The 22,453-nt window shown below is 70.8% G+C and carries 23 protein-coding genes; 16 read left to right on the top strand and 7 right to left on the bottom strand.

All coding sequences use genetic code 11. The features are described from left to right. Positions 1-9: 9 nt before the first annotated feature. The 4 genes from ACQEV2_RS01130 to ACQEV2_RS01115 all read left to right on the top strand — a co-directional run bounded on the left by ACQEV2_RS01130 (position 10) and on the right by ACQEV2_RS01115 (position 6,181). Complete coding sequence (locus ACQEV2_RS01130; RefSeq protein ID WP_433035305.1) at positions 10-2,631, top strand: thioester reductase domain-containing protein; 2,622 nt, start codon at positions 10-12, stop codon at positions 2,629-2,631. Continuing rightward, complete coding sequence (locus tag ACQEV2_RS01125) at positions 2,628-3,767, top strand: alpha/beta hydrolase (RefSeq protein ID WP_433035302.1); 1,140 nt, start codon at positions 2,628-2,630, stop codon at positions 3,765-3,767. Before ACQEV2_RS01130 ends, ACQEV2_RS01125 begins: the two co-directional genes overlap by 4 nt. Before the next feature lie 68 nt (positions 3,768-3,835). After that, entirely contained in the window at positions 3,836-4,615 is a 780-nt protein-coding gene (locus ACQEV2_RS01120; RefSeq protein ID WP_433035299.1) for an alpha/beta fold hydrolase, read from the top strand. Between the two features lie 183 nt (positions 4,616-4,798). Next, the gene (locus ACQEV2_RS01115; protein WP_433035296.1) at positions 4,799-6,181 is read left to right on the top strand and encodes an endo-1,4-beta-xylanase; all 1,383 of its coding nucleotides are present in this window, start codon (positions 4,799-4,801) and stop codon (positions 6,179-6,181) included. Between the two features lie 78 nt (positions 6,182-6,259). Here the strand turns inward: ACQEV2_RS01115 and ACQEV2_RS01110 are convergent, their stop codons facing one another. Further along, positions 6,260-6,979: a lipoprotein gene (locus tag ACQEV2_RS01110; protein WP_433035293.1), complete on the bottom strand. Its 720-nt coding sequence runs from the start codon at positions 6,977-6,979 to the stop codon at positions 6,260-6,262. A 104-nt stretch (positions 6,980-7,083) separates the two neighbouring features. Between ACQEV2_RS01110 and ACQEV2_RS01105 the strand changes: the two genes are divergently transcribed. Together ACQEV2_RS01105 and ACQEV2_RS01100 are read left to right on the top strand one after the other, a co-directional pair. Beyond that, positions 7,084-7,851: a maleylpyruvate isomerase family mycothiol-dependent enzyme gene (locus ACQEV2_RS01105; RefSeq protein ID WP_433035290.1), complete on the top strand. Its 768-nt coding sequence runs from the start codon at positions 7,084-7,086 to the stop codon at positions 7,849-7,851. Positions 7,852-7,951: 100 nt separating this feature from the next. After that, on the top strand, positions 7,952-8,152 hold the full coding sequence (locus tag ACQEV2_RS01100) for a hypothetical protein (protein ID WP_433035287.1): 201 nt from the start codon (positions 7,952-7,954) through the stop codon (positions 8,150-8,152). Between the two features lie 36 nt (positions 8,153-8,188). Here ACQEV2_RS01100 and ACQEV2_RS01095 read toward each other — a convergent pair whose 3' ends face one another. After that, positions 8,189-8,845 (bottom strand): hypothetical protein, encoded by a 657-nt coding sequence (locus ACQEV2_RS01095; protein WP_433035284.1) that lies wholly within the window; start codon positions 8,843-8,845, stop codon positions 8,189-8,191. A 111-nt stretch (positions 8,846-8,956) separates the two neighbouring features. Continuing rightward, positions 8,957-9,301: a hypothetical protein gene (locus ACQEV2_RS01090; protein WP_433035281.1), complete on the bottom strand. Its 345-nt coding sequence runs from the start codon at positions 9,299-9,301 to the stop codon at positions 8,957-8,959. Between the two features lie 265 nt (positions 9,302-9,566). On the opposite strand from ACQEV2_RS01090, the gene ACQEV2_RS01085 reads away from it, so the two are divergent. The 3 genes from ACQEV2_RS01085 to ACQEV2_RS01075 all read left to right on the top strand — a co-directional run bounded on the left by ACQEV2_RS01085 (position 9,567) and on the right by ACQEV2_RS01075 (position 11,193). Then, a complete protein-coding gene (locus ACQEV2_RS01085; protein WP_433035278.1) occupies positions 9,567-10,520 on the top strand; it encodes a superoxide dismutase in 954 nt (317 codons plus the stop codon). Between the two features lie 215 nt (positions 10,521-10,735). After that, positions 10,736-10,966, top strand: coding sequence for a hypothetical protein (locus ACQEV2_RS01080; RefSeq protein WP_433035275.1), 231 nt, complete (start codon positions 10,736-10,738; stop codon positions 10,964-10,966). Next, positions 10,963-11,193, top strand: coding sequence for a hypothetical protein (locus ACQEV2_RS01075; RefSeq protein ID WP_433035272.1), 231 nt, complete (start codon positions 10,963-10,965; stop codon positions 11,191-11,193). The genes ACQEV2_RS01080 and ACQEV2_RS01075 overlap by 4 nt, the downstream gene beginning before the upstream one ends. 88 nt (positions 11,194-11,281) lie before the next feature. Here the strand turns inward: ACQEV2_RS01075 and ACQEV2_RS01070 are convergent, their stop codons facing one another. Then, entirely contained in the window at positions 11,282-11,950 is a 669-nt protein-coding gene (locus ACQEV2_RS01070) for a DUF4328 domain-containing protein (protein ID WP_433035269.1), read from the bottom strand. A 235-nt stretch (positions 11,951-12,185) separates the two neighbouring features. Here ACQEV2_RS01070 and ACQEV2_RS01065 point away from each other — a divergent pair, with 235 nt between their 5' ends. Further along, positions 12,186-12,584 carry a hypothetical protein gene (locus tag ACQEV2_RS01065; protein ID WP_433035266.1) on the top strand — a complete coding sequence of 133 codons (399 nt, stop codon included), beginning with the start codon at positions 12,186-12,188 and terminating at the stop codon, positions 12,582-12,584. Positions 12,585-12,865: 281 nt separating this feature from the next. Further along, on the top strand, positions 12,866-13,492 hold the full coding sequence (locus tag ACQEV2_RS01060; RefSeq protein ID WP_433035263.1) for a class I SAM-dependent methyltransferase: 627 nt from the start codon (positions 12,866-12,868) through the stop codon (positions 13,490-13,492). A 13-nt stretch (positions 13,493-13,505) separates the two neighbouring features. Here the strand turns inward: ACQEV2_RS01060 and ACQEV2_RS01055 are convergent, their stop codons facing one another. Both ACQEV2_RS01055 and ACQEV2_RS01050 read right to left on the bottom strand, forming a co-directional pair. Then, entirely contained in the window at positions 13,506-15,095 is a 1,590-nt protein-coding gene (locus ACQEV2_RS01055) for a glycerol-3-phosphate dehydrogenase/oxidase (RefSeq protein ID WP_433035260.1), read from the bottom strand. Then, positions 15,092-15,691 (bottom strand): TetR/AcrR family transcriptional regulator, encoded by a 600-nt coding sequence (locus tag ACQEV2_RS01050; RefSeq protein WP_433035257.1) that lies wholly within the window; start codon positions 15,689-15,691, stop codon positions 15,092-15,094. The genes ACQEV2_RS01055 and ACQEV2_RS01050 overlap by 4 nt, the downstream gene beginning before the upstream one ends. A gap of 73 nt (positions 15,692-15,764) precedes the next feature. Here ACQEV2_RS01050 and ACQEV2_RS01045 point away from each other — a divergent pair, with 73 nt between their 5' ends. Further along, complete coding sequence (locus tag ACQEV2_RS01045) at positions 15,765-17,363, top strand: FAD-binding oxidoreductase (RefSeq protein WP_433054087.1); 1,599 nt, start codon at positions 15,765-15,767, stop codon at positions 17,361-17,363. A 103-nt stretch (positions 17,364-17,466) separates the two neighbouring features. Then, a complete protein-coding gene (locus ACQEV2_RS01040) occupies positions 17,467-18,348 on the top strand; it encodes a YegS/Rv2252/BmrU family lipid kinase (RefSeq protein WP_433035254.1) in 882 nt (293 codons plus the stop codon). 45 nt (positions 18,349-18,393) lie between these two features. On the opposite strand, the gene ACQEV2_RS01035 is transcribed toward ACQEV2_RS01040, so the two are convergent. Next, entirely contained in the window at positions 18,394-18,759 is a 366-nt protein-coding gene (locus ACQEV2_RS01035) for a helix-turn-helix transcriptional regulator (RefSeq protein WP_433035251.1), read from the bottom strand. Between the two features lie 262 nt (positions 18,760-19,021). On the opposite strand from ACQEV2_RS01035, the gene ACQEV2_RS01030 reads away from it, so the two are divergent. The 3 genes from ACQEV2_RS01030 to ACQEV2_RS01020 all read left to right on the top strand — a co-directional run bounded on the left by ACQEV2_RS01030 (position 19,022) and on the right by ACQEV2_RS01020 (position 22,319). Continuing rightward, positions 19,022-19,666: an ANTAR domain-containing protein gene (locus tag ACQEV2_RS01030; RefSeq protein WP_433035248.1), complete on the top strand. Its 645-nt coding sequence runs from the start codon at positions 19,022-19,024 to the stop codon at positions 19,664-19,666. 47 nt (positions 19,667-19,713) lie between these two features. Then, positions 19,714-20,166, top strand: a complete 453-nt coding sequence (locus ACQEV2_RS01025) for a flavodoxin family protein (protein ID WP_433035245.1) — start codon at positions 19,714-19,716, stop codon at positions 20,164-20,166. Positions 20,167-20,351: 185 nt separating this feature from the next. Then, positions 20,352-22,319 carry a DUF1996 domain-containing protein gene (locus ACQEV2_RS01020; RefSeq protein ID WP_433054084.1) on the top strand — a complete coding sequence of 656 codons (1,968 nt, stop codon included), beginning with the start codon at positions 20,352-20,354 and terminating at the stop codon, positions 22,317-22,319. Positions 22,320-22,453 lie beyond the last annotated feature (134 nt).

Here is a 22,453-nt window from a genome sequence, read left to right as displayed (position 1 = left end):
AGGGCTCTCATGCGTGAGGTGAACGAGAACGTGTCGGCAGCCGCCGACCAGCGGGCGACGGCGGAGGCGATAGAGCGGGGTGGTGCCGGTCTGACCGTGACCGACCTGCTGGCCAAGGTCACGGCATCGGCCGCGCCCGCGCAGCCCGATGCCGCCGATGCGGCGACGCCGCACCGGATCAGCCCGAGCGTGGCCTCGCCGACCGAGAGCGCCCTGCTGGGCGAGAGCGCCTCGCCGACCGAGAGCGCCCTGCTGGGCGAGAGCGCCTCGCCGACCGACAGCGCCCTGCTGGCCGAGAGCGCCTCGCCGGCCGACAGCGCCCTGCTGGCCGGGAGCACTCCGCCGGCCGACAGCGTCCCGTCGGCCACCAGTGCCCCGCCGGGGGACCTGGAGGTACTTGCGGCCACCATCGCGGCCATAGCGGGGCGTCATGTTCCAGCAGGACACCTGTCGCCCGAGGCGGACTTCTTCGACGCCGGGGGCACCTCCGTGAACGCGGTGGAGTTCGTTGCCGCGCTGGAGGAGGAGCTGGGGATGGAGGTCGAACTGGACGAGGTGTTCGCCGATGCCAGGCCGATCACCTTGGCCAGGCGCCGGCTGGAGAGCACCGGAGCCGGAGCCGCCGTACCGTCGGTGGCCACCTCGGGAATCCCGGCCGCGCAGGATCCGGCAGTCGGCGTCTCCGACAGGCCACTGGCTTCCGGCGCCGGGCCGCTTTCCGCCCCCGGCGTGCCATCGGCCCTCGCCACCCCACCGACCCCCGGCACCCCCGGCACCCCCGGCACTCTCGCCCCCTCCGCGGCCCGCCCCGAGGACCTCACCCAGATCCTCGCCGACCTGGCCCTCGCCGACCGCCTCCCCTTCACCGCCTCGCCCGACCCCCTGCCACCCCGCCGCGTCCTCCTGACCGGCGCCACCGGCTTCCTCGGCAGCCATATGCTCCTGGACCTGCTGCGCCACAGCGACGCCCACGTCTACTGCCTGGTCCGCGCCGCCGACGAGGAGGCTGCGGTCGCCCGGCTCGGTGAAGCCCTCAAGAGCTATGCACTGCCCTGGTCCTCGGAGGTCCGCCGCCGCATCACCGTGCTCCCCGGCGACATCCGCCACCCCCATCTGGGCCTCACCGACGACGTCTGGAACACCCTCGCCCACGAACTGGACAGCGTCGTCTCGGTGGCGGCCGCCGTGGACTTCCTGCGTGGCTACCAGTCCCTGCGCACCGGCAACGTCCTCGGCGCCCTCACCCTCGCCGAACTCGCCGCGACCGGCCGCCCCAAGCCCCTGCACCACATCTCCTCGATCGCCGTCTTCAACGAGGTCGGCATCCCCTCCATGGGCGAGGACGACCCGCTCGCCCACATCGACCGGCTCATCGCCGGCTACGACCAGACCAAGTGGGCCGCCGAAGTAGCCCTGCGCCGCGCCCGCGACCACGGCCTGATCGTCACGGCCCTGCGCCCCGGCGGCATCGGCGGCCACACCAAGACCGGCGCCTACAACCCCCAGGACCTCAGCAGCGGCCTCATCTCGGCCTTCGGTCGCTTCCGCACCGTCCCCGCCTTCCGCCACCTCAACGCCGCCCCCGTCGACTGGGTCAGCCGTGTCGCGGTCGCCGTCATCTGCGAACCCGACGCCTGGGGCTTCGACTACAACCTCACCGGCGTCCCCAACACCCTCGACGACGTCGTACGCGACATGGCCCTCGGCGGCATGCACGTCCGCGTACAGGGCTGGGACGAGTGGCGCACCGACACCCTGTCCCGCCTCCAGGCCGACCCCATCCCCGAACTGGCCTTCCTCACCCGCGTGTTGCAGAGCCCCACCGCCCTGAAACTGTGCGAGGCGACCCTCACGGGCCCGGCCGCCACGGCCGACCGCACCGCCGCCCTCGTCGAAGCCCTCGGACTTCCGCCCGCCGCCCGCTACGACGCCCGGGCCCAGCTGAAGACATTCGAACGCCTCGCCCACGACGGCCTGGCCCGCCTCCCGCACAAGGACGACCAGCCCTACCTGTGGTTCACGGAGACCACCGAAGGCACCGTCGGCCCTGTCGGAGCCACCCCCGACACCCCTTGTTCGATGTCCCTCACCCTCTCCATCGCGAGCATGCACCAGCTGGTGACGGACCGCCGCATCGACGTCCGGGGCGAGCTCGCCTGCCCCGCCCTGCACCCCGAGCCGCTCACCGTGACACGCGGCGACATCTGGATCCGCCCCGACGAAGGCATCCCGCACCGCCACGGCCTGCGCCACCAACTCCTGCGCTATCGACTGCTGTTGACCGACACCGACGGCGGCCGCTGGTGGCTGGAGGGCCACAAGCATGCCCGCGCCCGCCGGGACCTCTGGCGCCAGACCCGTGCCCTGACCGTGGAGCTCGGCCGGGAGGGCGAACCGGCGAGCCTGGCCGGCGAGGTAGTCGTCCCCGCCGACTCCTATGTACGCGACCAGATCGACGGCATCAAGGTCGACCCCCGCCTGACCAGCCAGGAGAAGCGGGCCGCCAAGCTGACCTGGCTCGCCTGGTTCGGCCTGGAGATGGGCCGCGGCCTGCTCGGCCCCTTCGCCCGGGCCGCCGCGGACCTCCTCGACCTGCGCCGCACCCAGACCCCCACGGAGCACCACCGATGATCTTCCGGACGACGAGCCCCAGAACCCCCGGGCCGGCCCTGCGCAAGGTCAGGACCACCACGGCCCTGCGCCCCCTCCACCACCGCCTCGCCCCGGCGACGGTCGAGGAGATCCCGTTCCACACGTCCGACGGCGTACGCCTCGGCCTGACCCGCATCGACACCGGCGACCCGAACCGCCCCGCCGTGCTGCTCCTGCACGGACACACCGCGTCCGCCGACATGTTCCTGCTGCCCGAGACCCGCAACCTGGTCGACGTCCTCCTGGACGAGGGCTACGAGCCGTGGCTGCTCGATTGGAGGGGCAGCTGCCGCCTGCCGTACAACGAGACGGGCCACCGCTACACCTACGACGACGTCGCCCTCTACGACATCCCCGAGGCCGTACGCCACATCCGCACCCGCATCGGCGACCGCCCCCTGTCCGTCGTCGCCCACTGCATAGGCTCCCTCGCCCTCTCCCTGAGCATGACGGCGGGCCTCGTCCCCGGTCTCGCGGGCGTGGTGTCCCAGGGCGTGTTCCTCACCCCCAAGCTCGCCGGCCGCACCTCCCTGCGCATGACCCTGGCCGGGGAGCTCCTCACATCCCGTATCGACCACATCCCCGTCGACTTCCGCAAGGTCGGCCTGTGGTCGAAGTACACCCCGCTGTTCGCCCTGGCCTCCCGCAGGGCGACCTGCCCGGACCCCACCTGCCAGATCCTGCACAACTCGGCCTGGGGGACCGGCGCCTCCCTCTTCGTCCACGAGCACCTGACCGACACCACCCACGGCCGCCTCGCCGAACTCCTCGGCCCCGCCCCGCTGTGGATCCTGCCGCACCTGCGCCGCATCGAACTGGCCCGCACCGTGGTCCGCTGGCACGACACCGACCACCGCTACCGGGCGCTCCCGCAGAACGCCCTGGACGCGGCCGCCCGCATCGACACTCCGGTCCTGCTCCTGGCGGGCAGCGAGAACGCCCTCTGGCTGGACTCGCAGAAACTCTGCCGCGACGTCCTCGCCCACCGTCAACCTCAACTGGACGTGACCTACACCGAGATCCCGGGCTACGGCCACCTCGACACGTTCCTCGGTAATGGAGCGGCCCTCGACGTCTTCGGGCACATCCTCGATTTCCTGGGCGAACGCCGGTGACGGCAGCCGGTACGGCCGATTACCCTACTCGTCAGTAACCAGAAAAAACGCACCCCAGGAGGCCACCCATGCCGCAGCTCGATGTCGACGGCGCAGCGCTGACGTACGACGACGAGGGCCCCCGCGACGGCGACGGCGTGCCCCTGGTGTTCGTTCACGGCTGGACGGCGAACCGGCACCGCTGGGACCACCAGGTGGCCCACTTCTCCGAGAAGCGGCGGGTCGTCCGGCTCGACCTGCGCGGGCACGGCGAGAGCAGCGGAACGGGCGTGCGCACGATCGACGAGCTGGCGAAGGACGTGCTCGCCCTCCTCGACCACCTGAAGATCGAGCGGTTCGTGATCATCGGCCACTCGATGGGCGGCATGATCGCCCAGACCATCACCCTCGCCCACCCCGAGCGGGTCGAGCGCATGGTGCTGGTGAACTCCATCGGCCGGATGGCCTACAGCCGGGGCCGCGCCCTGCTGATGGCCGCCTCGACACTCGCCCCCTTCAAGCTGTTCGTCGCCGCCAACATCCAGCGCGCCTTCGCCCCCGGGTATCCGCGCGAGGAGATCCGTGAGTACATTCGCGCCTCCGCCGACACGCCCCGAGAGGTCGTCATGACGCTGTACGGCGCCATGCGGGCCTTCGATGTGCTGGACAGGGCCGGGCAGATCGAGGTGCCCACCCTGATGGTGCACGGCTACCACGACATCCAGCTGCCCGTCGCCCAGATGCTGCGCATGGCCAAGGCCTACCCGGACGCGGTGATCCGCATCCTGGACGCCGGCCATGAACTTCCGGTGGAGAAGCCGGCCGAACTGACGGCGGCACTGGACCGGTTCCTCGCCGACCGCGGATAAACGGGCCGCAGTAGTCGTAGGGCGGGTCGAAACTTTCGCACCGGCACTGGTGCTCCTGGGCCTTCTTGAGTCACCTCGGGTTTGACGGGTGCGTGGTCTGTTGACGACAGGCAGTCGCGCTCCTAGGGTCTGCCGCGCAATTCGGAAACAGGCTCGAAACATTCGAACCCGAGAAGGGACAAGATGGTGACCCCCACATCCATCGACCCGCCTCCCGAGCGTCGCCCCCGGCGCTCGCGCACCCGCACCGCACTGGCCCTCGGCATGGCCGGCCTGCTCGCCGCGGCCGGCGTCACCGCTGTCGCGGGCACCGCCGGAGCCGCCAGTACCCTCGGTGCCGCGGCCGCCGAGAAGGGCCGCTACTTCGGCGCCGCCGTCGCCGCGAACCACCTGGGTGAGGCCCCGTACGTCTCGACGCTCAACACCGAGTTCAATTCCGTGACGCCGGAGAACGAGATGAAGTGGGACGCCACCGAGCGCACCCGCGGCAGCTTCACCTTCGGCTCCGCCGACCAGATCGTGAACCACGCCCAGAGCAGGGGCATGAAGGTCCGCGGACACACCCTGGTGTGGCACTCCCAACTGCCCGGCTGGGTGGGCGGCTTGGGCGCCGCCGACCTCAGATCGGCGATGAACAACCACATCACCCAGGTGATGCAGCACTACAAGGGAAAGATCCACTCCTGGGACGTCGTCAACGAGGCCTTCCAGGACGGCAGCAGCGGCGCCCGGCGCAGCTCGCCCTTCCAGGACAAGCTCGGCGACGGCTTCATCGAGGAGGCCTTCCGCACCGCCCGGGCCGCCGACCCGGCCGCCAAGCTCTGCTACAACGACTACAACACCGACGGCGTCAACGCGAAGAGCAATGCCGTCTACAACCTGGTCAGGGACTTCAAGGCCCGCGGCGTACCGATCGACTGCGTCGGCTTCCAGTCCCACTTCAACAGTGCCTCCCCGGTCCCGTCCGACTACCAGGCCAACCTGCAGCGCTTCGCCGCCCTCGGCGTCGACGTGCAGATCACCGAGCTGGACATCGAGGGCTCGGGCACGGCACAGGCCAACAGCTACAGCAACGTCGTACGGGCCTGCCTGGCGGTCTCGCGCTGCACCGGCATCACCGTCTGGGGCGTCACCGACAAGTACTCCTGGCGCGCCAGTGGAACGCCCCTGCTCTTCGACGGCAACTACACCAAGAAGCCCGCCTACAACGCGGTACTGACCGCGCTCGGTGGCTCCTCCTCCGGCGGCGGCACCCCCGGCGCCGCCTGCACGGCCACACACAGCAAGGCCGAGGAATGGAGTGACCGCTTCAACGGCAAGGTCACCATCACCGCGGGGAGTTCCGCCATCAGTACCTGGAGCACGACCGTCACCGTGACATCCCCGCAGAAGATCTCCGCCACCTGGAACGGCACGCCCACCTGGGACAGCAGCGGCAACGTCATGACGATGAGGCCGAACGGCAACGGCAGCCTGGCCGCCGGAGCGTCGACGAGCTTCGGCTTCACCGTCATGAAGAACGGCACCGGCGCGGCCCCGGCGATCGGCTCCTGCACGGCATCCTGACCGGCAACGGCTCCTACTGCGGGCCCTGTTCCGTGTCCGGCGCGGCACCTCTGCGTCCGCGCCGGACGCATGCGTTGCTCAGGCGGTGGCGCGCAGGGTCCGCTTGGCGAGTTCGTACGCCGGCAGCATCTGCCGGTGCTCCTCGGTGTCCATGCCGCCGAGATGTATGACGACCGGCCCCTTCTCGGTGGTGACGGCCAGCGCGGACTCCTCCTTCGTCTCCTCCAACAGCTTGCTCGTGTAGAGGTACCTCACCTCGACTCCGGAGAGGCCGCCCGCCGTGAACGTGCTGTACTTCGCCTTGCTCGTGTTCTTCTCCGCCGCCACGAAGGCCTCCAGCACGCCGCGTGCGTCGTCGCTGCCCGGCTCACCGGTCCAGACGCGGAGGAAGCCGATGTTCCCCGCCGGCTTGGCGTCGACCTCACACGCGGCCGTGACCGGCCCCTGGTGCAGGAGCGCGTCGGCGATCTCCTGGGCCAGCTCGTTGTCCTCGGGATCGGCGGAGCCGCCACCGCTGTCGGTGGCCTTCTCCTTCCCCTCCCCGGCGTCGACGGCCTCCGCCTCCCAGTACTCGGCGATGTCGAAGGTGACCGGCAGCTCGCAGGCCGAGCCGGCGGCGCCGATGGTGCCGCCGGTCTTCACCGCCGTATCGCTGTCACTCGCCGCCCCGGCCGAAGCGGAAGCGCTCGCCGACGGCTTCGCCTCGCCCTCCGCCGCCCCCGCACAGCCCGTCAACATCCCCGCCAGCAAAGCCACTTGGGCCAGCCGACGCCGCACCTGTCCTGCCCCCACCAGCATTGTGATCTCTCCCCACCCGATCCTGCTTCTGATCTTGCTCAGACGGCACACAGTATCCGAGGCCACTGACAGTGCGGATCCGTGCCCTACGGCATCATGAGGCGATGACCTCGCTGACCTTCGACCGCTACTGCGACGAGATCGTCACCCAGACCGAACGGCTCACAGCCCACGTACGGGGCGTGGACATGACCGCACCGGTGCCCTCCTGCCCCGGCTGGAACCTCGGCCAACTGCTGCGGCATGTGGGCGGCGACCACCGGTGGGCCCAGGAGGTCGTACGGACCGGCGACGCCCGTCCGTTCCCCGAGGACCTGTCCGCCCACACCCACGAGAGGGAGTCCTTCCTGACTCCCTGGCTCATCGAGGGCGCCGCGGCCCTGAGCACCACCCTCCGCTCCGCCGGCCCCGACGCACGCGTGTGGACTCCGGCCGATGACCGGGATTCCACGTCCTTCTGGGCCCGGCGCATGACCTACGAGACGGTCGTGCACCGGGCCGACGCGGCGCTCGTCACCGGCACGGACTTCACGCTCGACGACGACCTCGCCGTCGACGCGGTGGAGGAATGGCTGGAGTTCTCGACCGTCTCCGAGGCGTTCGCACCCCGCCCGGACCTGCCCGACCTGCTCGGCCCCGACCGCACGCTCGGCTTTGGCACCACGGACGCCGGAGCATGGCTCGTCGATCTCACCGGTGACCGCCCGGCCTGGCGCCCCGGATCCCATGACGCCACCGTCGCCGTACGCGGTCCGGTCACGGATCTGCTCCTGTTCCTCTACCGGCGACCCGCATCCGCCATCGAGGTGCAGGGTGACACGGCGCTGCTCGACCTCTGGCTGACCCGCACGGGTTTCTGGCTGGAGGCGTGACGCCGAAGGCCGGCTTTATTCACGGGTCGTGAAGCCGGTTGTTCATGGGTTGGGGATGCACCCGGATCCCCGGATGCTCCTGGTGAAAGGTGCCCTGGTCATGCCCCAGATGCCAAAGGTCGAGTTGTACGCGGCGATCCGGCGCGACCATCGCGGCGGCATGAAGATCCGGGAGATCGAGCGTAAGTACAGCGTGTCGTGGCGGACGGTCCGCAAGGCCGTCGACTCCGTCTCGAAGGGCTCTTCCGGCAGGGGCTGCACGACGGACGGCGCCGGATCGGTTCAATCCTTCGGTGGCTGAACCAAGACGTTCACCGACCCGCGTCTCTGCGCGCTCCTATGACCGCGGTGTGCTGTCCGAGCGCCACTTGGTGAGACGAGGGTGCCCTGGCAGTTCGGCGCGGCCGGTGGCCCACAACAGGGTGAGCCAGGGATCCGCGCCGCCCGGAGCCTCTGGAAACAGACGGGCGAGCACCCGCGAGCAGAGAGCGGAGGGCGGGGTCCAGGCAAGCCCGAGACCTTCCGCCAGATCGTGCATGTGTACCAGCGTCTCTTGCAGCGCCAGCGCCGCGAAGCCTTCGGGGTCCGACACCCCGGCGGCGTGGTGGGCGCGGACCCGGGGCGGCGTCGTACGCACCATGGCGGCCAGCAGCGCGCCGCACGCCTCCAGCACCTGCAGCAGGCCGGCCGGACCCGCGTCACGGTCCGCGTAGAGGAAGACCGTGGGTCCGTCCGGCCTCTTCTGGCTCAACGCGATGGGCACATGGGTGTCCAGCGGTGGGCTCTGCGGCCCCAGCTGCACGGCGTAGTAGAACAGGTCGTTGGCGAGGTGCTCGGCGGTCTCCCAGCAGTCCCATTCCAGCGAACCGGCCTTACCGCCCCACCCCTCCGCCGGTGCGTCCCGAAGGGTGCCCACGGCGAGCCGCACAGCAAGGTCGACGTCGTCCGCGGTGACGGGAGACGGGACTGATCCGGCTTCGCTTGATCGAGACATGGCAGCACCGTATCGCGAGGGAAGAGGGCAACCCCTTCCAGCTAGTGCGCTGTCTGTCCGTGATTGTCGGCCGCGAAGCACGGCCTGCAAGTCATCGGGGATGACAGGCCCTTAGCCACGAACAGGCTGACCGACTTCGGATGGCCAACTGGGACGAACGCGTTCGACGAAGTCCGCGAAGTCGGTCCGTAGATATCGAGAGTCGGACGGCTTCAGCCGGATCTGTTGGCGGCTGTCCGCCCACCAGATCTCGAAATCGGCAACCGTGCCCTCCGCCGGCCAGTCTTCGCCCTCGTCCGGCAGCAGCAGGACGTCGACAAAGCCTCCGACGCTCAGCCCGATGTCCACGAAGATCCCGATCGCCCCGGGCCGGGGAACCTTCACCACGGTGCCCTCGAAGACCTGCCCGAAGCACAGGTCCCTCCGAATCCGAGCCCACTCGGCATCCGTCGCCACGAACAGATCATCGCACCTTCGTCCGGGGCGCGAGTGGCTGGGACTCAACGTGAACTGCCGCAGCGTCCCCTCACGATGATCGCTTCAGCGACACGACACTGCCGCTGGTTCGAAGGCCTCTGTGCCACCAGGCGCCCGAAGGGGAGCTTCATCATTTACTTGTGAAGGGTGAGGGACGGAGCGCTGCCGCGGGTCCGCGGGTGTGTTGAGGTGACAGCGTCAGCCGAGAGACCAGGCTGCTCCACCGTCGGAAGGATCCCGCACTGTGGCACGCTCATTCACTCGTCGTCAGCTCCTCGGCACCGCTGCGGCACTCGGCGGTGCAGCCGTCGCAGGCACGTCCACGTCCCCCGCTCGGGCGGCGGGTGCCCCCTGGCCCGACACCATCGCCACCCCGCCGGGCTTCCAGCCGGAGGGCATTGCCATAGGTCCTGGGGGCGTGGCCTATACCGGCTCCCTGATCGACGGCTCGATCTACGGCGCCGAACTGGCCACCGGACGGGGGCGGATCATCAGTGAGGGCCAGGGACGGATGTCGGTCGGTCTCAAGGTCGATCCGTACGGCAGACTGCTCGTCGCCGGGGGTGACAGCGGAGAGATCCGCGTGGTCGGCCGGCGCGACGGCCGGCTGCTGGCCTCCTGGCGGGCGGCGACCGGCACGGTCTTCGTGAACGACGTCGTCGTGGGCTGCGGCGGAGCGTGGTTCACCGACTCGTTCAACGACGTTCTCCACCACCTGCCGCTGCGGGCGGGCCTTCCGGCGGCCTCCCCCTTGCGCAGGCTGCCGCTGACCGGCGCATGGGCCCCCACCCCGCCCGGCGGCGAGTACTGGGGCGCCAACGGCATCGAGCTGACGCCGGACGGCAGGGCGCTGCTGGTGGTGAACGACAACGTCTCCCTGCTCTACCGTGTCGACCCACGCACCGGCCAGGCCACCGAGGTCGCCCTGGACGGCGGGTCGGTGAGCAACGGCGACGGCCTGGTCCTCCACGGCCGCATGCTGTACGTGGTCCGCAACTGGTCCTATGCCGTCGATGTGTTCAGGCTCAGCGACGACGGCACCCGCAGCAGCTTCGCCAAGCGCATCACGGACCCGCGCTTCGACGAGCCCACCACAGCGGCCGTCCACGCGGGCCGACTCTATGTCGTCAACGCCCGCTTCGACGCCGACTGGTCGGACCCGTCGACCTCCTCGACGGTCGTGAGCGTTCCGCTGTAGCTTCCTGCTCGACCCGTGGACGGGAGCGGCCGTACGGCTCGCCCAGTACACCGAGGACGGCGAAGAGTTCACCCTGCGCGTCACACTCCAGCCGGGGCAGGCCGTGATCGTCGCCCTGGGCCGCCCCGGCATGTTCGGGGACCGGCACGGCAACCGCCCGCACGCCGTCACCACGGACGCCGACGAGGTGCTGTTCACCCCGGGGCGGCCTGACCGTGCGCGTGAGCACCGCCGGTACGTACACCACGCGCCTGTCCCAGGGCCGTACGGTCACCGCCACCCTCCCGCCCATGCCCGAACCGATCACGCCGAGCCGCTGGGACGTCGAGGTCGAGGACTGGTTCCCGGGAGCCGGGCCGACGCGCACCGAACGCGTCCACCGCGCACTGGCCCTCGACACGGTGCGTTCCTGGAACTCGGCCAGATCAGCGACACCTTCCGGGTGACCGTCAACGGCACACGCCTGGCACCCGTCGACCGCCTCCATCCCGTCGGCGACGTCGGCCCGCTGCTGCGGCGCGGAGACAACGTCATCGAGGTGGAGGTGGCGACCCCGCTCGTCAACCGTCTCCGGGTGGTGCGGCCGCAGGTGTTCGGCGCGGTCGCGCGACAGGCGTACGGCCTCATGGGTCCGGTTCGCCTGGTGCCGTACCGGCAGGCGGTCGTGGAGTAGGAGGCGCGGCGTGCGGGGTGCCCGCGGGGGCCACCCAATTGCCCGTGAAACCGGGGGGTGAGCCGACCCTCGTGAACAAGAGCAGGCGTCAGGAGGGCAGCGCAGGGGGTGCAGGAACCGTCCGAGCCCCCTGCGCCTGTGAAGACGCGGACTCTCGGGAAGTGAGCGACCGGCTCAGCTGCCACACGAACATGATCGCCGCGAGGCCGGCGAGTGCCCCGAGAACGTCTGCGACGATCCCGGCGTGCAAGGCCTCCCTGATGGCGTCGGCGCTCTCGGCCCTTTCATACCGGGACTTGGCTGAGCCGGCGACGTACGTCCACGACACGAAGGTGACCCACCAGACGACGACCCACAGCGGCGAGCGGTAGCGAGCCGTGGCCCGGGGCCGGGCCGACGACCACATGTCGAGAGAGAGCAGGAGCGGGATCCCGAGGTTGGCTGCGGGGACGAACCATCCGGCCAGCGCCCAGGTGCGGCTCCGCCACCACCGGCGGCCGGGGCGCAGGCGTTCGACGTCGGCGTGCTCCCACGCCTGAACGAACCACCCCACGAACAGGAGCCCCGTCCCGACGAAGGCGGCCGTCTGCACACCCGAGAGGTTTCCCACCCACATCTGAGCCCGCAGAACGGGCTCGCCGTGCGCCATGCGCCCGAGGTCCGTGTACAAACGCAGCTGAGCCATCAGATGCGCTGCGGCCAAGGCGATGTTCGCACCGAGTGCGGCGCACACGACCGCGCCCGGACTCCTGCCCACCAGTGCCCCCACATTGTCTGCGGCCGATTCCGGTCGGCTTGAGGACGAGCAATGTAAGAGTCGGGGAGTGGTCCTGTCCAGCAGTCACCCGCTGGTGGCCTCCGGCCCTGAAGCCGAACGGCGCGGCTGCTCAGCGCGCCTGCCGGGCTGGCAGCACGACGGCCGAGGGCGCACCCTACCCAAGCTGGTTCGCACGGTGTCATCCTGCCGTTTCTGCGACGGGAGGGGTTGGCGGATGGCGAAGCGACAGGATCCCAAGGCCAAGGCCAGGGCTTTGGCCCGCTATGTGAGCGACAACGCGACCAGGGCCGGCTACGCCATCAGCTCTCCGTCAGGAGACGGCAAGGCCAAGCTGGCCGAAGCGGCGGATATGTCTGAGGCCGACATATCGAAAATCCTCGCAGGAGAGTACGAGCTCCCAACCGACCTGCTCAAGCCCTTGGCGGCGGCCCTGGATGTGCCGCACAAGGATCTGCTCAGGGCGGCGGGGGTACTGCAGGACAAGGCCGCGCAACAGAACCGGCCGCTGACCGTGCAGCTTGCCGCGCAGCGGCTCGGCATCACATCCCCGAAGAACGTGGCGGCCTTCGAGACCCTCGTCGCGGCTCTGCTCGACGCTGAGAAGCGACGGTGACCTGGTGAGGGATCACTGAACGGCGAGACTCCGCCATAGAGTCCCCGTAAGGCTCAGTCATGCATGAAGGGCCCGGCGACCGTCCTCTGTCTCAGCTTCGAGACCACTCACCACGACGCCGCACTGACCGGGGCGTACCCGCTGGCAACGGGGGAGAGGCTTTGCTGAAGCGGCAAGTTTGTTGGCCGTCGTCGGAGCGCTCCCGCAGGCTTCTTCCATGGGGACCGCACAGCCTTGCGCCTGTCCGGTCCCCGACGACACCTGCTGCCCTTGGAGATGCCATGGCCTTGCAAGCCGCCGAGTTCTGGGAGACCCGCTACCGGGACGGCAGCCGTCTGTGGAGCGGCCGCCCCAACGCGCTGCTCGTGCGCGAGGCCACCGACCTCGCGCCGGGCAGCGCGCTCGACCTGGGATGCGGGGAAGGAGCCGACGCGGTGTGGCTGGCGTCCCGCGGCTGGCGGGTGACCGGCGTCGACATCGCGCACACGGCTCTGGAACGTGCAGCCTCGCACGCCGCCGAGGCGGGAGTGAGCGACCGCACGGCCTGGGAACGGCACGTGCTGGGCGAGACGTTCCCCCACGGTTCCTTCGACCTGGTCAACGTCCAGTACCTCCAGTCGCCGGTGCCCCTGGACCAGCAGCGCGTCCTGCGGCAGGCCGCCGAAGCGGTCGCCCCGGGCGGCACCCTGCTGATCGTCCTGCACGCCAACTGGCCGTCGTGGCAGAGCGAGCCACCCTTCGAGGCGGAGTTTCCGACACTGGAGGGCGTCCTCGACGAGCTGGCGCTGCCTGAGGAGGAGTGGACCGTGCAGACACTGGAGACGGTGCGCAGGCCGAGCGTGTCCCCCGACGGGCTGGAGGGCTCCCGCGACGACCACGTGTGGCGGATGCGACGCGCCGTCGCCTGATACCACCGCCCCTCTACACCTCGCCCATCTGCGCCGACACCTTGTCCAGTGCCCTGCGCGCGGCGTCCAGCGCGGCCGCGCGATCAGTGGGAACCAGCCCGATGCGGCTGCGCCGGTCGAGCAGATCGGCCTCGTCGAGGGCCCCTTCGTGGCGTACGGCCCACAGCAGTTCGGCGGCGGTGACGGGATGCCCCGGCAGTACAGGTTCGTTGAGGCGGGGATCGCGCGCGCCGAGCGCCAGGACGGCCGGCGCCTCGATGCCGTAGCGCTGGACGAGGCGGCGCGGTGCCCGGACGGAGCCGAGCGCGTCCGGCGACGCGGCGCCGACGAGGGGCAGGGCGGCGGTCGGGGAGGGGCCGGCGGTGAGTCGGTGGGTGGCGACGGCCGTGTCGACGGCGTCCTCGGCCATGCGCCGGTAGGTGGTGAGCTTGCCGCCGACCACCGTGACCACGCCGTCCGGCGAGGTGAGGACCGCGTGCCGACGGGAGATGTCGGCGGTCCTGGGGGCGGCTCCGGAGTGCGCGTCCGGTGACGTGTCGAGCAGCGGGCGCAGCCCTGCGAACGCGCCTACGACATCGTCGCGTTGGACCGGGACGTCCAAGACGGAGCCGAGGACGTCGAGGAGGAAGCCGATGTCCGTCTCGGGTACCTCGGGAACGTCGGGGATGTCGCCCTCGACGGGCTCGTCGGTGAGCCCGACGTAGACCCGGCCGTCGCCCTGGGGCAGGACGAGGACGAAGCGGTTGGTCTCCCCGGGGACCGGGACGTGCAGGCCCGCGGGCAGAGGGCCGAGGTGGTCGGAGCGCAGGACGAGATGGGTGCCGCGTGAAGGGCGGATGCGGATGCCGTCCACCAGGCCGCCCGCCCAGACGCCGGACGCGTTGATCACGGCGCGGGCCCTGATCTCGCCCTCCTCGCCGGTGAGTTCGTCGCGGATGCGGGCGCCGGACGTCGAAAGCTGCAGGGCGCGGACCCGGGTGAGGATCCGCGCCCCGTGGGCGGCGGCGGTGCGGGCGATCGCGGTCACCAGGCGGGCGTCGTCGGTGAGCCGGCCGTCCCAGGACAGCAGGCCGCCGCGCAGGCCCTGGGTGCGCAGGGCGGGGGCGAGGTGCCGGGTCTCCACGGCGGAGAGGCGGCGCGGGGCGGGCAGGGTGGCGCGGGCCGTGCGGGCCGCCAGGCGCAGGGTGTCGCCGGCCCGGAAGCCGGCCCAGGCCAGGGCGGACTGACCGCGGGAGACCAGGGGGGTGAGGGGCAGCACGAAGGGCTGGGCCCGCACCAGATGCGGTGCCGTGCGCTCCATCAGCACCCCGCGCTCGACCGCGCTCTCGTGGGCCACGTCGAGTTGGGCCGAGGCGAGATAGCGCAGACCGCCATGGATGAGCTTGCTGCTGAAGCGGGAGGTGCCGAAGGCCAGGTCGTGGGCGTCGACGGCGGCCACCGTCAGACCCCGCGCCGCGGCGTCCAGGGCGGCTCCGGCGCCGGTCGCACCCAGCCCGACGACCAGGACGTCCACGACCGGACCGCCGACCGTCTCGGCCAGTTCGCGTGAGCGCCGGGCGGCCGACAGTGACGATCCGGGAACGGGGGGAGTGGCAGTGCTCATGGGGTGAGGGTCCTCTCCAGGATGCTGCGCAGTTCCGCCAGGAAGGCCTCGCTGCTCAGGTCGGCGTCGTCCTCGTCGGTCATGGTCCGCAGGGAGAGCGTGAAGGACTGCACGATCAGCAGCAGGGCCCGCGCCTGCCGTTCGACATGGCCGGCGCGGACCGACCCGTCGGCGTGGCCCTCCCGCAGGGCGTCGGCCAGCAGGGCGAGGAGGGCCTGCTGGCTCGCGCCGCGGCGGTCGAGGACGTAAGGGAGGAGCAGTTCCGGATCGACGTCGACGATCTTCTGGAAGAGCGGGTGTGCGCGGAAGGCTTCCACGCCGGCCACGAGCCCGTCGACGATCAGGCCGCGCGTGTCCGTCCCGGGCCGCCGCTCGGGCATGGCCCCGGTGGCGACCGCGACCCACTCCCGGGTCATCAAGTCCCCCACCAGCGAGCGCACATCGGGCCACCGCCGGTACAGCGTCATCCGGGAGACACCCGCGCGGCGGGCCACGTCGGTCAGCGTCGTACGGCGGACACCGACGGCCAGGACACAGTCGCGCACCGCGTCGAGCACCGCATCGCTGTCCGAGTGGTTGTGACGAATAGGCGTCATGTGTCACAGTGTAACGCCTGCGAGGCCGTCCGGGACACGGCATCGCTCGAATCGACCGGTGAGGACGACAGCCATGGACATGCTGTGGAGCGGCTGGGGCGACCCGGCCAAGGCGGCGCCGCTGCCCGAGACCGTGACCGGGCTGCTGCGCGATCTGCTCGGCGTCAAGCCGCGCACCGCCGGGCCGGTCGCCCTGGAGGACATCGCCGTGCCCGAGCCGCGCCTCGAACCCGCCGCGCGCCAGGCCCTGTTCACCGCCGTGGGCGGCGAGGAGCACGTCCGCTTCGACGCGGAGACCCGCATCCGGCACACCCGCGGGAAGTCCACCCCCGACCTGCTGCGCATCCGCGAGGGCGAAGTCGACGACATCCCCGCAGCCGTCGTACGCCCGGCCGGACACGACGAGGTGCTCGCCGTCCTGCGCGCCTGCGCCGAACACGGCCTGCCCGTGGTCCCGTTCGGCGGCGGCACCTCCGTCGTCGGCGGCCTCGCCCCCACCCGACGCGGCCCCTTCGTCGCCCTCGACCTGCGACGCATGGACCAGTTGCTCGCCCTCGACCCGGTCTCCCGCACCGCCACCCTGCAACCCGGCCTGCGCGCCCCGCAGGCCGAGGCGCTGCTGGCCGAACACGGTTTCACCCTCGGCCACTTCCCCCAGTCCTACGAGTGGGCCACCATCGGCGGATTCGCCGCCACCCGCTCCAGCGGACAGGCATCCGCCGGCTACGGCCGCTTCGACGAAATGGTCCTGGGCCTGACCCTCGCCACTCCCCAGGGCGCCATCGACACGGGCCGCGCACCGCGCTCGGCCGCCGGACCCGACCTGCGCCAGCTCCTGCTCGGCTCTGAAGGGGCGTTCGGCGTCATCACGTCCGTCACGGTGCGGATCCGCCCCGTCCCCGAAACCCGCGTGTACGAGGGCTGGCGCTTCGCCTCCTTCGAGGAGGGCGCCACCGCACTGCGCCGCCTGGCCCAGGACGGACCCCGCCCGACGGTCCTGCGGCTGTCCGACGAGACCGAGACCCTGATCGGCCTCGCCCAGCCCGACGCCATAGGAGCGGACGGCGCCGGGCTGCAGCCCGCGGGATGCATGGCGATCACCGGCTACGAAGGCACGGACGAGGACACCGCGTACCGTCGGGAGCAGGCCGCCGCCGTCCTGCGCGAGTGCGGCGGCACCCCGCTGGGCGAGGAACCGGGGCAGCGCTGGGCGCACGGCCGCTACTCGGCCCCCTACCTGCGGGACTCCCTGCTGGACGCGGGGGCGTTCGCCGAGACGCTGGAGACGGCGACCTTCTGGTCACGCGTTCCGGAGCTGTACGCGTCCGTCCGCGACGCCCTCACCACCACCCTCACCCAGGCCGGCACCCCACCGTTGATCATGTGCCACATCTCCCATGTCTACGAGAACGGCGCCTCGCTGTACTTCACCGTCGTCTCCGCACAGGGCGACGACCCGGTGGCGCACTGGGAGCGCGCCAAGCACGCCGCCAACGAGGCGATCCTCACCGCGGGCGGCACCATCAGCCACCATCACGGTGTGGGCACCGACCACCGGGACTGGTACGTCCGTGAGGCGGGCCCCTTGGGCATCGAGGCGCTGCGCGCCGTGAAACGCCGACTGGACCCGGAGGGCCTGCTCAACCCCGGCGTCCTCCTGCCCGGCGACTGATCCCGCGCCCACGGGCTATCCAGCCGCTCGAACCCGCTCCTCCTCATTCCCCAAACCGCCCCGCCTCCGGCAGCTCCCTCCCGTCGGCCCGAAAGGCACACCGATGCGACAGTTCACCGCCATCGTCAACCCCACGGCGGGCGGATCCGCCTCAGCGGCCGCGCTGCTGCAGGTGGCCCGGCAGTTGCGGGAGGCCGGGGCCGGCCTGGAGACCGAGTACAGCCGCAGCCTCGACCACGCCCGGGACCTCGCCCGGGACGCCGGGCAGCGGGGCAGGGTGGTGCTGGCCGTCGGCGGCGACGGAATCGCCGGCGGCATCGGCGGCGCCCTCAGCGGCACCGACGCCGTGCTCGGCCTCGTACCGGCGGGCCGCGGCAACGACTTCGCGCGGGCTCTCGGCCTCCCGACCGACCCGGGGGAACTCGCCCAGGTACTGCTCCACCACGAACCCCGCAAGGTCGACACCATCGAAGTCGAGTCGGCCGTCCATCACCGCACAGTGGTCCTCGGCAGCGTGTACGCGGGCGTCGACGCGCTCGCCAACCGCCATGCCAACAACGCCACACTGCTGCGCGGCGCGGCCTCGTACTACGCCGGCGGACTGCGTGCCGTCACCACTTGGCGCGCGGCGCACTACCGGGTCACGGTCGACGGCGAGGAACACCCGCACACGGGTTACACGGTCGTCGCCGCCAACTCCGGCTACTACGGCTCCGGTCGCCTCATCGCCCCCGACGCCCGCGTCGACGACGGCCTGCTGGACGTGGTGATGATCCGCGAGGCGCCCCGCCGGCTGTTCTTCGCGCTGATGAACGACCTCAAGACGGGCGCCCACGTCCACCGCCCCCAGGTCCGCATCCTGCGGGGCAGGGAGATCCGCATCGAGGCCGACCGCGAGGTGCCCTACGGCGCGGACGGCGAGGTCGAAGCGGCCCTGCCGGTCACGGTCAGGGTGCTGCCCGGAGCGCTGCGCGTCCTGTGCTGAGCCCCGTCCAAGGGTGTCGCGTCCGCGACCTGGGGCGGTGACCGCTCAGCGGCCGTCGACCGGCATCCGCGGGCGCGCGGCTCTCAGCGGCTCGGAAGCCGTGTTGCGATTGGCCTCGTCCTGGACGAGCAGCGAGAGCAGTGCGGCCACCGGCAGGCCGGCTTCGGCGGGGTGACGCAGCACCTTGTCGGGCTCGACCCGGTAGATGTTGGTGCGTCCCTCGCGGACGTGGGAGAGGTAGCCGTCCTGCTCCAAGTCGGAAATGATCTTCTGGACGGCCCGTTCGGTGAGTCGGCAGTGCGCCGCGATATGTCGAATGCGGACATTCGGGTTGTCGGCGATGGCTGCCAGTACGCGGGCGTGGTTGGTCAGGAATGTCCATCCAGTGTGCGGCTCAGGGACTCCGTCCATGCACCAAGACTACGACGAACCGTTCACGTATACAAAAACACGCACTGCATTTCATGTATCTATTGACGTGTCACGCAGTTCCGGTTCAGTCTGGTGGGGAGACGGGGAGTACCGAGGGAGAGGCGGTCATGGCGGAGCCCGCGTCCTCTGCGCACCCCCTACCGGGGGCGCTGCCGACCATGCCCACACCACAGGCGCACCGGCGGCCGGCTCACCCTGCCTGCTGGTCACACACCTGCGTCCCGATGGCGACCGGATCCTGGTGAGGGTCTGCGGAGAACTCGACATCGACACCAGCGAGCAGTTCCGGGGCGTCCTGCGCGAAGCCCTGAGCCGCTCGGTCCGCGGCATCGACCTGGATCTCGACGGCGTCGCCTTCTGCGACTGTTCCGCCCTCAACGTCCTCCTGACCCTGCGGCACCGAGCTTTGGAGCAGGACAAGACCGTGACCATCCACTCCACCAGTACGGCAGTCGATCGCCTCCTCGACCTGACCCGCACACGGACGCTGTTCGCCGGCTCGGGCCCGGACGGGCAGGGCGCGCCGGCCGGGCACGTTCAGGGCGCGGACGTGTCCGACGTCACCGATGAGGACCTGCGGATCGAAGTCGCCCAGTTGCGACGGGCGATGCAGACCCGGCCGACCATCGATCTGGCCCGGGGCATCCTGATGGCTTCCTTCAGTCTGAGCTCCGAGGAGGCTTGGACGGTACTCGTCGCGGCCTCCCAGAACACCAACACCAAGCTGCACGCGCTGGCCGGAGACCTGGTCACCGCGGTCAAGGGCGAGGCGTTGCCGGAAGCGGTGCGGGAGCAGTTGTCCTCGGCGGTCGCCAGGATCAACGCCTCATCGCCCGCCTCGCAAGGCGGGCCGGAGGAGCAGGAGCCGACGCAAGCCGCCAGCTGAACCGTCGCGGTTGCGTCGAACGGCGGCAGGGCGGCAGGGTTCGGGGTGTGCCTACCTTGCTGATCGTGCATCACACCCCCTCGCCCAACTGCCAGGCCATGCTCGAAGCCGTCATCTCCGGTGCCACCGCACCGGAGATCGACAACGTCGAGGTCGTACGGCGGCCGGCACTGTCGGCCACGGCCTCCGACGTCCTGAACGCCGACGGCTACCTGCTGGGCACCCCGGCGAACCTCGGCTACATCTCGGGCGCCCTCAAGCATTTCTTCGACCAGATCTACTACCCGTGCCTGGACGCGACCCGGGGCCGGCCGTTCGGCTACTACGTGCACGGCGGCAGCGATGTGACCGGGGCCGTGCGGGCGATCGACTCCATCACCACCGGCCTGGCCTGGCGACGCTCCGCGCAGCCCGTGACGGTGACGGGCGAACCCGTCAAGACCGACGTCGAGGCCTGCTGGGAACTGGGAGCGACGCTCGCCGCCGGACTCATGAACTGACCCTCGCGACAAGAAATTTCTGTGAATCCGCGAGACGGTTGAACACGACGCCGTCCGCCTCCGTATGGGACCGGGGGATTTTCATGCCCTGACCGACCACGAGGCGTAGGAGTACTTCCTTGGGACGCAGCACGCGAAGACGCCCCACGGGCGCACGGCGCGCGACCTTTGCAGCGGTCGCGCTGATGTTGGGCGGCGGCGGCCTGGTTGCGGCCAACGTCTATGCCTCGGCCACCGAAGACGGCGGAGCGGACCCCGCTCGGACCCTGTCCTCCCCGGCCGGCACCATCGACTGCCCGGATGTCGGCAGCAAACTGACGGCCGTACCGGACGGGGCGAAAGAGGACGTCGCGAAGGAACTCGCGCTCCTGGACGAGCAGATCGCCGAGGCCTACCAGCGACTGCAGGAGTCCGCGCAGGCGATCCAGCAGGACGCGGGCTTCGCCGACAGCGCGATCATGAATCCGCTGAAGGACAAGCGCACGGCCACGATCGAGCGCATCGCCATCGCCATCGACCGCACGGGAGACCGGCCCGAAGGCCTGGAGTCCCTCGCTCCCTGCACTCTGCGCGCGGCCGACAGCGGCACCGGTGACCAGGGCGACGACGGCACGCAGGACGACGGCGCCGACAACCAGAGCGGCGCCGACCAGGGCGGCCAACAGCCCGGCAACGACGGCCAGAACGGCAACGGCGGCCAGGCCGGCAACGGACCCGTCGCCGCGGACTACGTGGACATCAAGGCCGTACAGCCGAACGTGCAGAGCCCGGCCCCGCAGTCGGACGCCTCCCGCGGCACCTTCGTCACGAGCTGCGGCGTCAACGAGAACGGCCTGTTCAACTCCGACAACGTCATCGTGGCGCCGGGCGTCTCCAACGGCGCCCACCACTTCCACGACTACATCGGCAACCAGTCCAACACCGCCTTCGCCAGCGACGAGGACCTGGCGAACGCCGAGACGAGCTGTGTCGACCAGGGCGACAAGTCCACCTACTACTGGCCCGTGCTGCGCCTGCAGAACGGCACGCAGGAACAGGACGCCGACAAGCCGGGCGGCGGCATCGAGGGCAACGCCGGTGAGATCGTCACTCCCAAGGACGTGACGCTGACCTTCGTGGGCAACCCCCGCAGCAAGGTCACCGAGATGCCGCGGCTGCTGCGCATCATCACCGGCGACGCCAAGGCGTTCGTCAACGGCACCGCCAACGCCAACGCTTCTTGGAGCTGCACCGGCTTCGAGGACCGGCAGCTGAAGGACAAGTACCCGCTGTGCCCGCAGGGCAGCGACGTGGTGCGCACCTTCAAGTTCCAGAGCTGCTGGGACGGACAGAACATCGACAGCGCCAACCACCGCGCCCATGTGGCGTTCGCAGCGGCCGACGGCAGCTGCGCGAACGGCTTCAAGGCCATCCCGCAGCTGGTGCAGCGCATCGTGTACGACGTCGACGCGCCGAGCCTGCAGGACGGCGGCCGTACGACCCCGCTGTTCGCGGTGGACTCCTTCCCCGAGCAGCTGCACAAGCCGGTCACCGACCACGGCGACTTCATCAACGTCTTCGACGAGGACCTGATGGGTCAGATGGTCGACTGCATCAACGAGGGCCGCAAGTGCGGCGTCGGTGCCGACGAGGGCGGCAACCCGGGCGAGGAGGAGCCGACCGAGCAGCCGACGCAGACGCCCGGCACCCCGCCCGCCGGGGACGACAAGCCGGAGCCCGGCGACGGAGGGGGCGAGCAGACGGAGCCGCCGGCGACCGAAGAGCCCGCGACCGACGAGCCGGCCACCGAGGCACCCGTGACCGACGAGCCCGCGAACGAGGCGCCCGAGACCGAGCCGGCGAAGGACGACAAGCCCACCGTGTCGAGCACGGTGGCGCCCAAGTCCTACGGAACCCCGTCGGCCGACGGGGACGCCACCGCCCCGGCACAGGGCGGCTCGGCGAACGACGACGCCGACGCGGGAAGCACGCCGGCGCAGTCGCAGCCCGCCGCGGCCGGCGACGACTCCGACGCCGGAACCGGAACGCAACCGCAGGCAGTCGGAGGTGATCTCGCCGAGACGGGCACCACGCTGTGGCCCGCCGCGGCCGGCGCCGTTCTCCTCATGTCGGGCTTCCTGCTGCTGGTGCGCACGAGGCGCCGCTCCGGATGACGGAGACGACACTCGGGACGCGCACGTGACGCGGTGACGCTCCCCCTGGGGCCCGGACCGGTCCTCCCGGTCCGGGCCCTTTGCGTGCGCAGGTCGGCCCAGGGGCCCTGCTGCTGGTGATCCGCGGCGTAGTC

The sequence above is a fragment of the Streptomyces sp. CA-251387 genome (genome assembly GCF_050936625.1).
In the GTDB taxonomy this organism is placed as follows: domain Bacteria; phylum Actinomycetota; class Actinomycetes; order Streptomycetales; family Streptomycetaceae; genus Streptomyces.
The sequence above is the reverse complement of the archived record's forward strand: the minus strand, read 5'-3'. Positions and strand labels throughout refer to the sequence as shown.

Coding starts and splice junctions, on each gene's coding strand:
- ACQEV2_RS01130 (WP_433035305.1), top strand. CDS start 10: ATGCGTGAGGTGAACGAGAACGTGTCGGCAGCCGCCGACCAGCGGGCG.
- ACQEV2_RS01125 (WP_433035302.1), top strand. CDS start 2,628: ATGATCTTCCGGACGACGAGCCCCAGAACCCCCGGGCCGGCCCTGCGC.
- ACQEV2_RS01120 (WP_433035299.1), top strand. CDS start 3,836: ATGCCGCAGCTCGATGTCGACGGCGCAGCGCTGACGTACGACGACGAG.
- ACQEV2_RS01115 (WP_433035296.1), top strand. CDS start 4,799: ATGGTGACCCCCACATCCATCGACCCGCCTCCCGAGCGTCGCCCCCGG.
- ACQEV2_RS01110 (WP_433035293.1), bottom strand. CDS start 6,979: ATGCTGGTGGGGGCAGGACAGGTGCGGCGTCGGCTGGCCCAAGTGGCT.
- ACQEV2_RS01105 (WP_433035290.1), top strand. CDS start 7,084: ATGACCTCGCTGACCTTCGACCGCTACTGCGACGAGATCGTCACCCAG.
- ACQEV2_RS01100 (WP_433035287.1), top strand. CDS start 7,952: ATGCCCCAGATGCCAAAGGTCGAGTTGTACGCGGCGATCCGGCGCGAC.
- ACQEV2_RS01095 (WP_433035284.1), bottom strand. CDS start 8,845: ATGTCTCGATCAAGCGAAGCCGGATCAGTCCCGTCTCCCGTCACCGCG.
- ACQEV2_RS01065 (WP_433035266.1), top strand. CDS start 12,186: ATGGCGAAGCGACAGGATCCCAAGGCCAAGGCCAGGGCTTTGGCCCGC.
- ACQEV2_RS01060 (WP_433035263.1), top strand. CDS start 12,866: ATGGCCTTGCAAGCCGCCGAGTTCTGGGAGACCCGCTACCGGGACGGC.
- ACQEV2_RS01055 (WP_433035260.1), bottom strand. CDS start 15,095: ATGAGCACTGCCACTCCCCCCGTTCCCGGATCGTCACTGTCGGCCGCC.
- ACQEV2_RS01050 (WP_433035257.1), bottom strand. CDS start 15,691: ATGACGCCTATTCGTCACAACCACTCGGACAGCGATGCGGTGCTCGAC.
- ACQEV2_RS01045 (WP_433054087.1), top strand. CDS start 15,765: ATGGACATGCTGTGGAGCGGCTGGGGCGACCCGGCCAAGGCGGCGCCG.
- ACQEV2_RS01040 (WP_433035254.1), top strand. CDS start 17,467: ATGCGACAGTTCACCGCCATCGTCAACCCCACGGCGGGCGGATCCGCC.
- ACQEV2_RS01035 (WP_433035251.1), bottom strand. CDS start 18,759: ATGGACGGAGTCCCTGAGCCGCACACTGGATGGACATTCCTGACCAAC.
- ACQEV2_RS01020 (WP_433054084.1), top strand. CDS start 20,352: ATGTTGGGCGGCGGCGGCCTGGTTGCGGCCAACGTCTATGCCTCGGCC.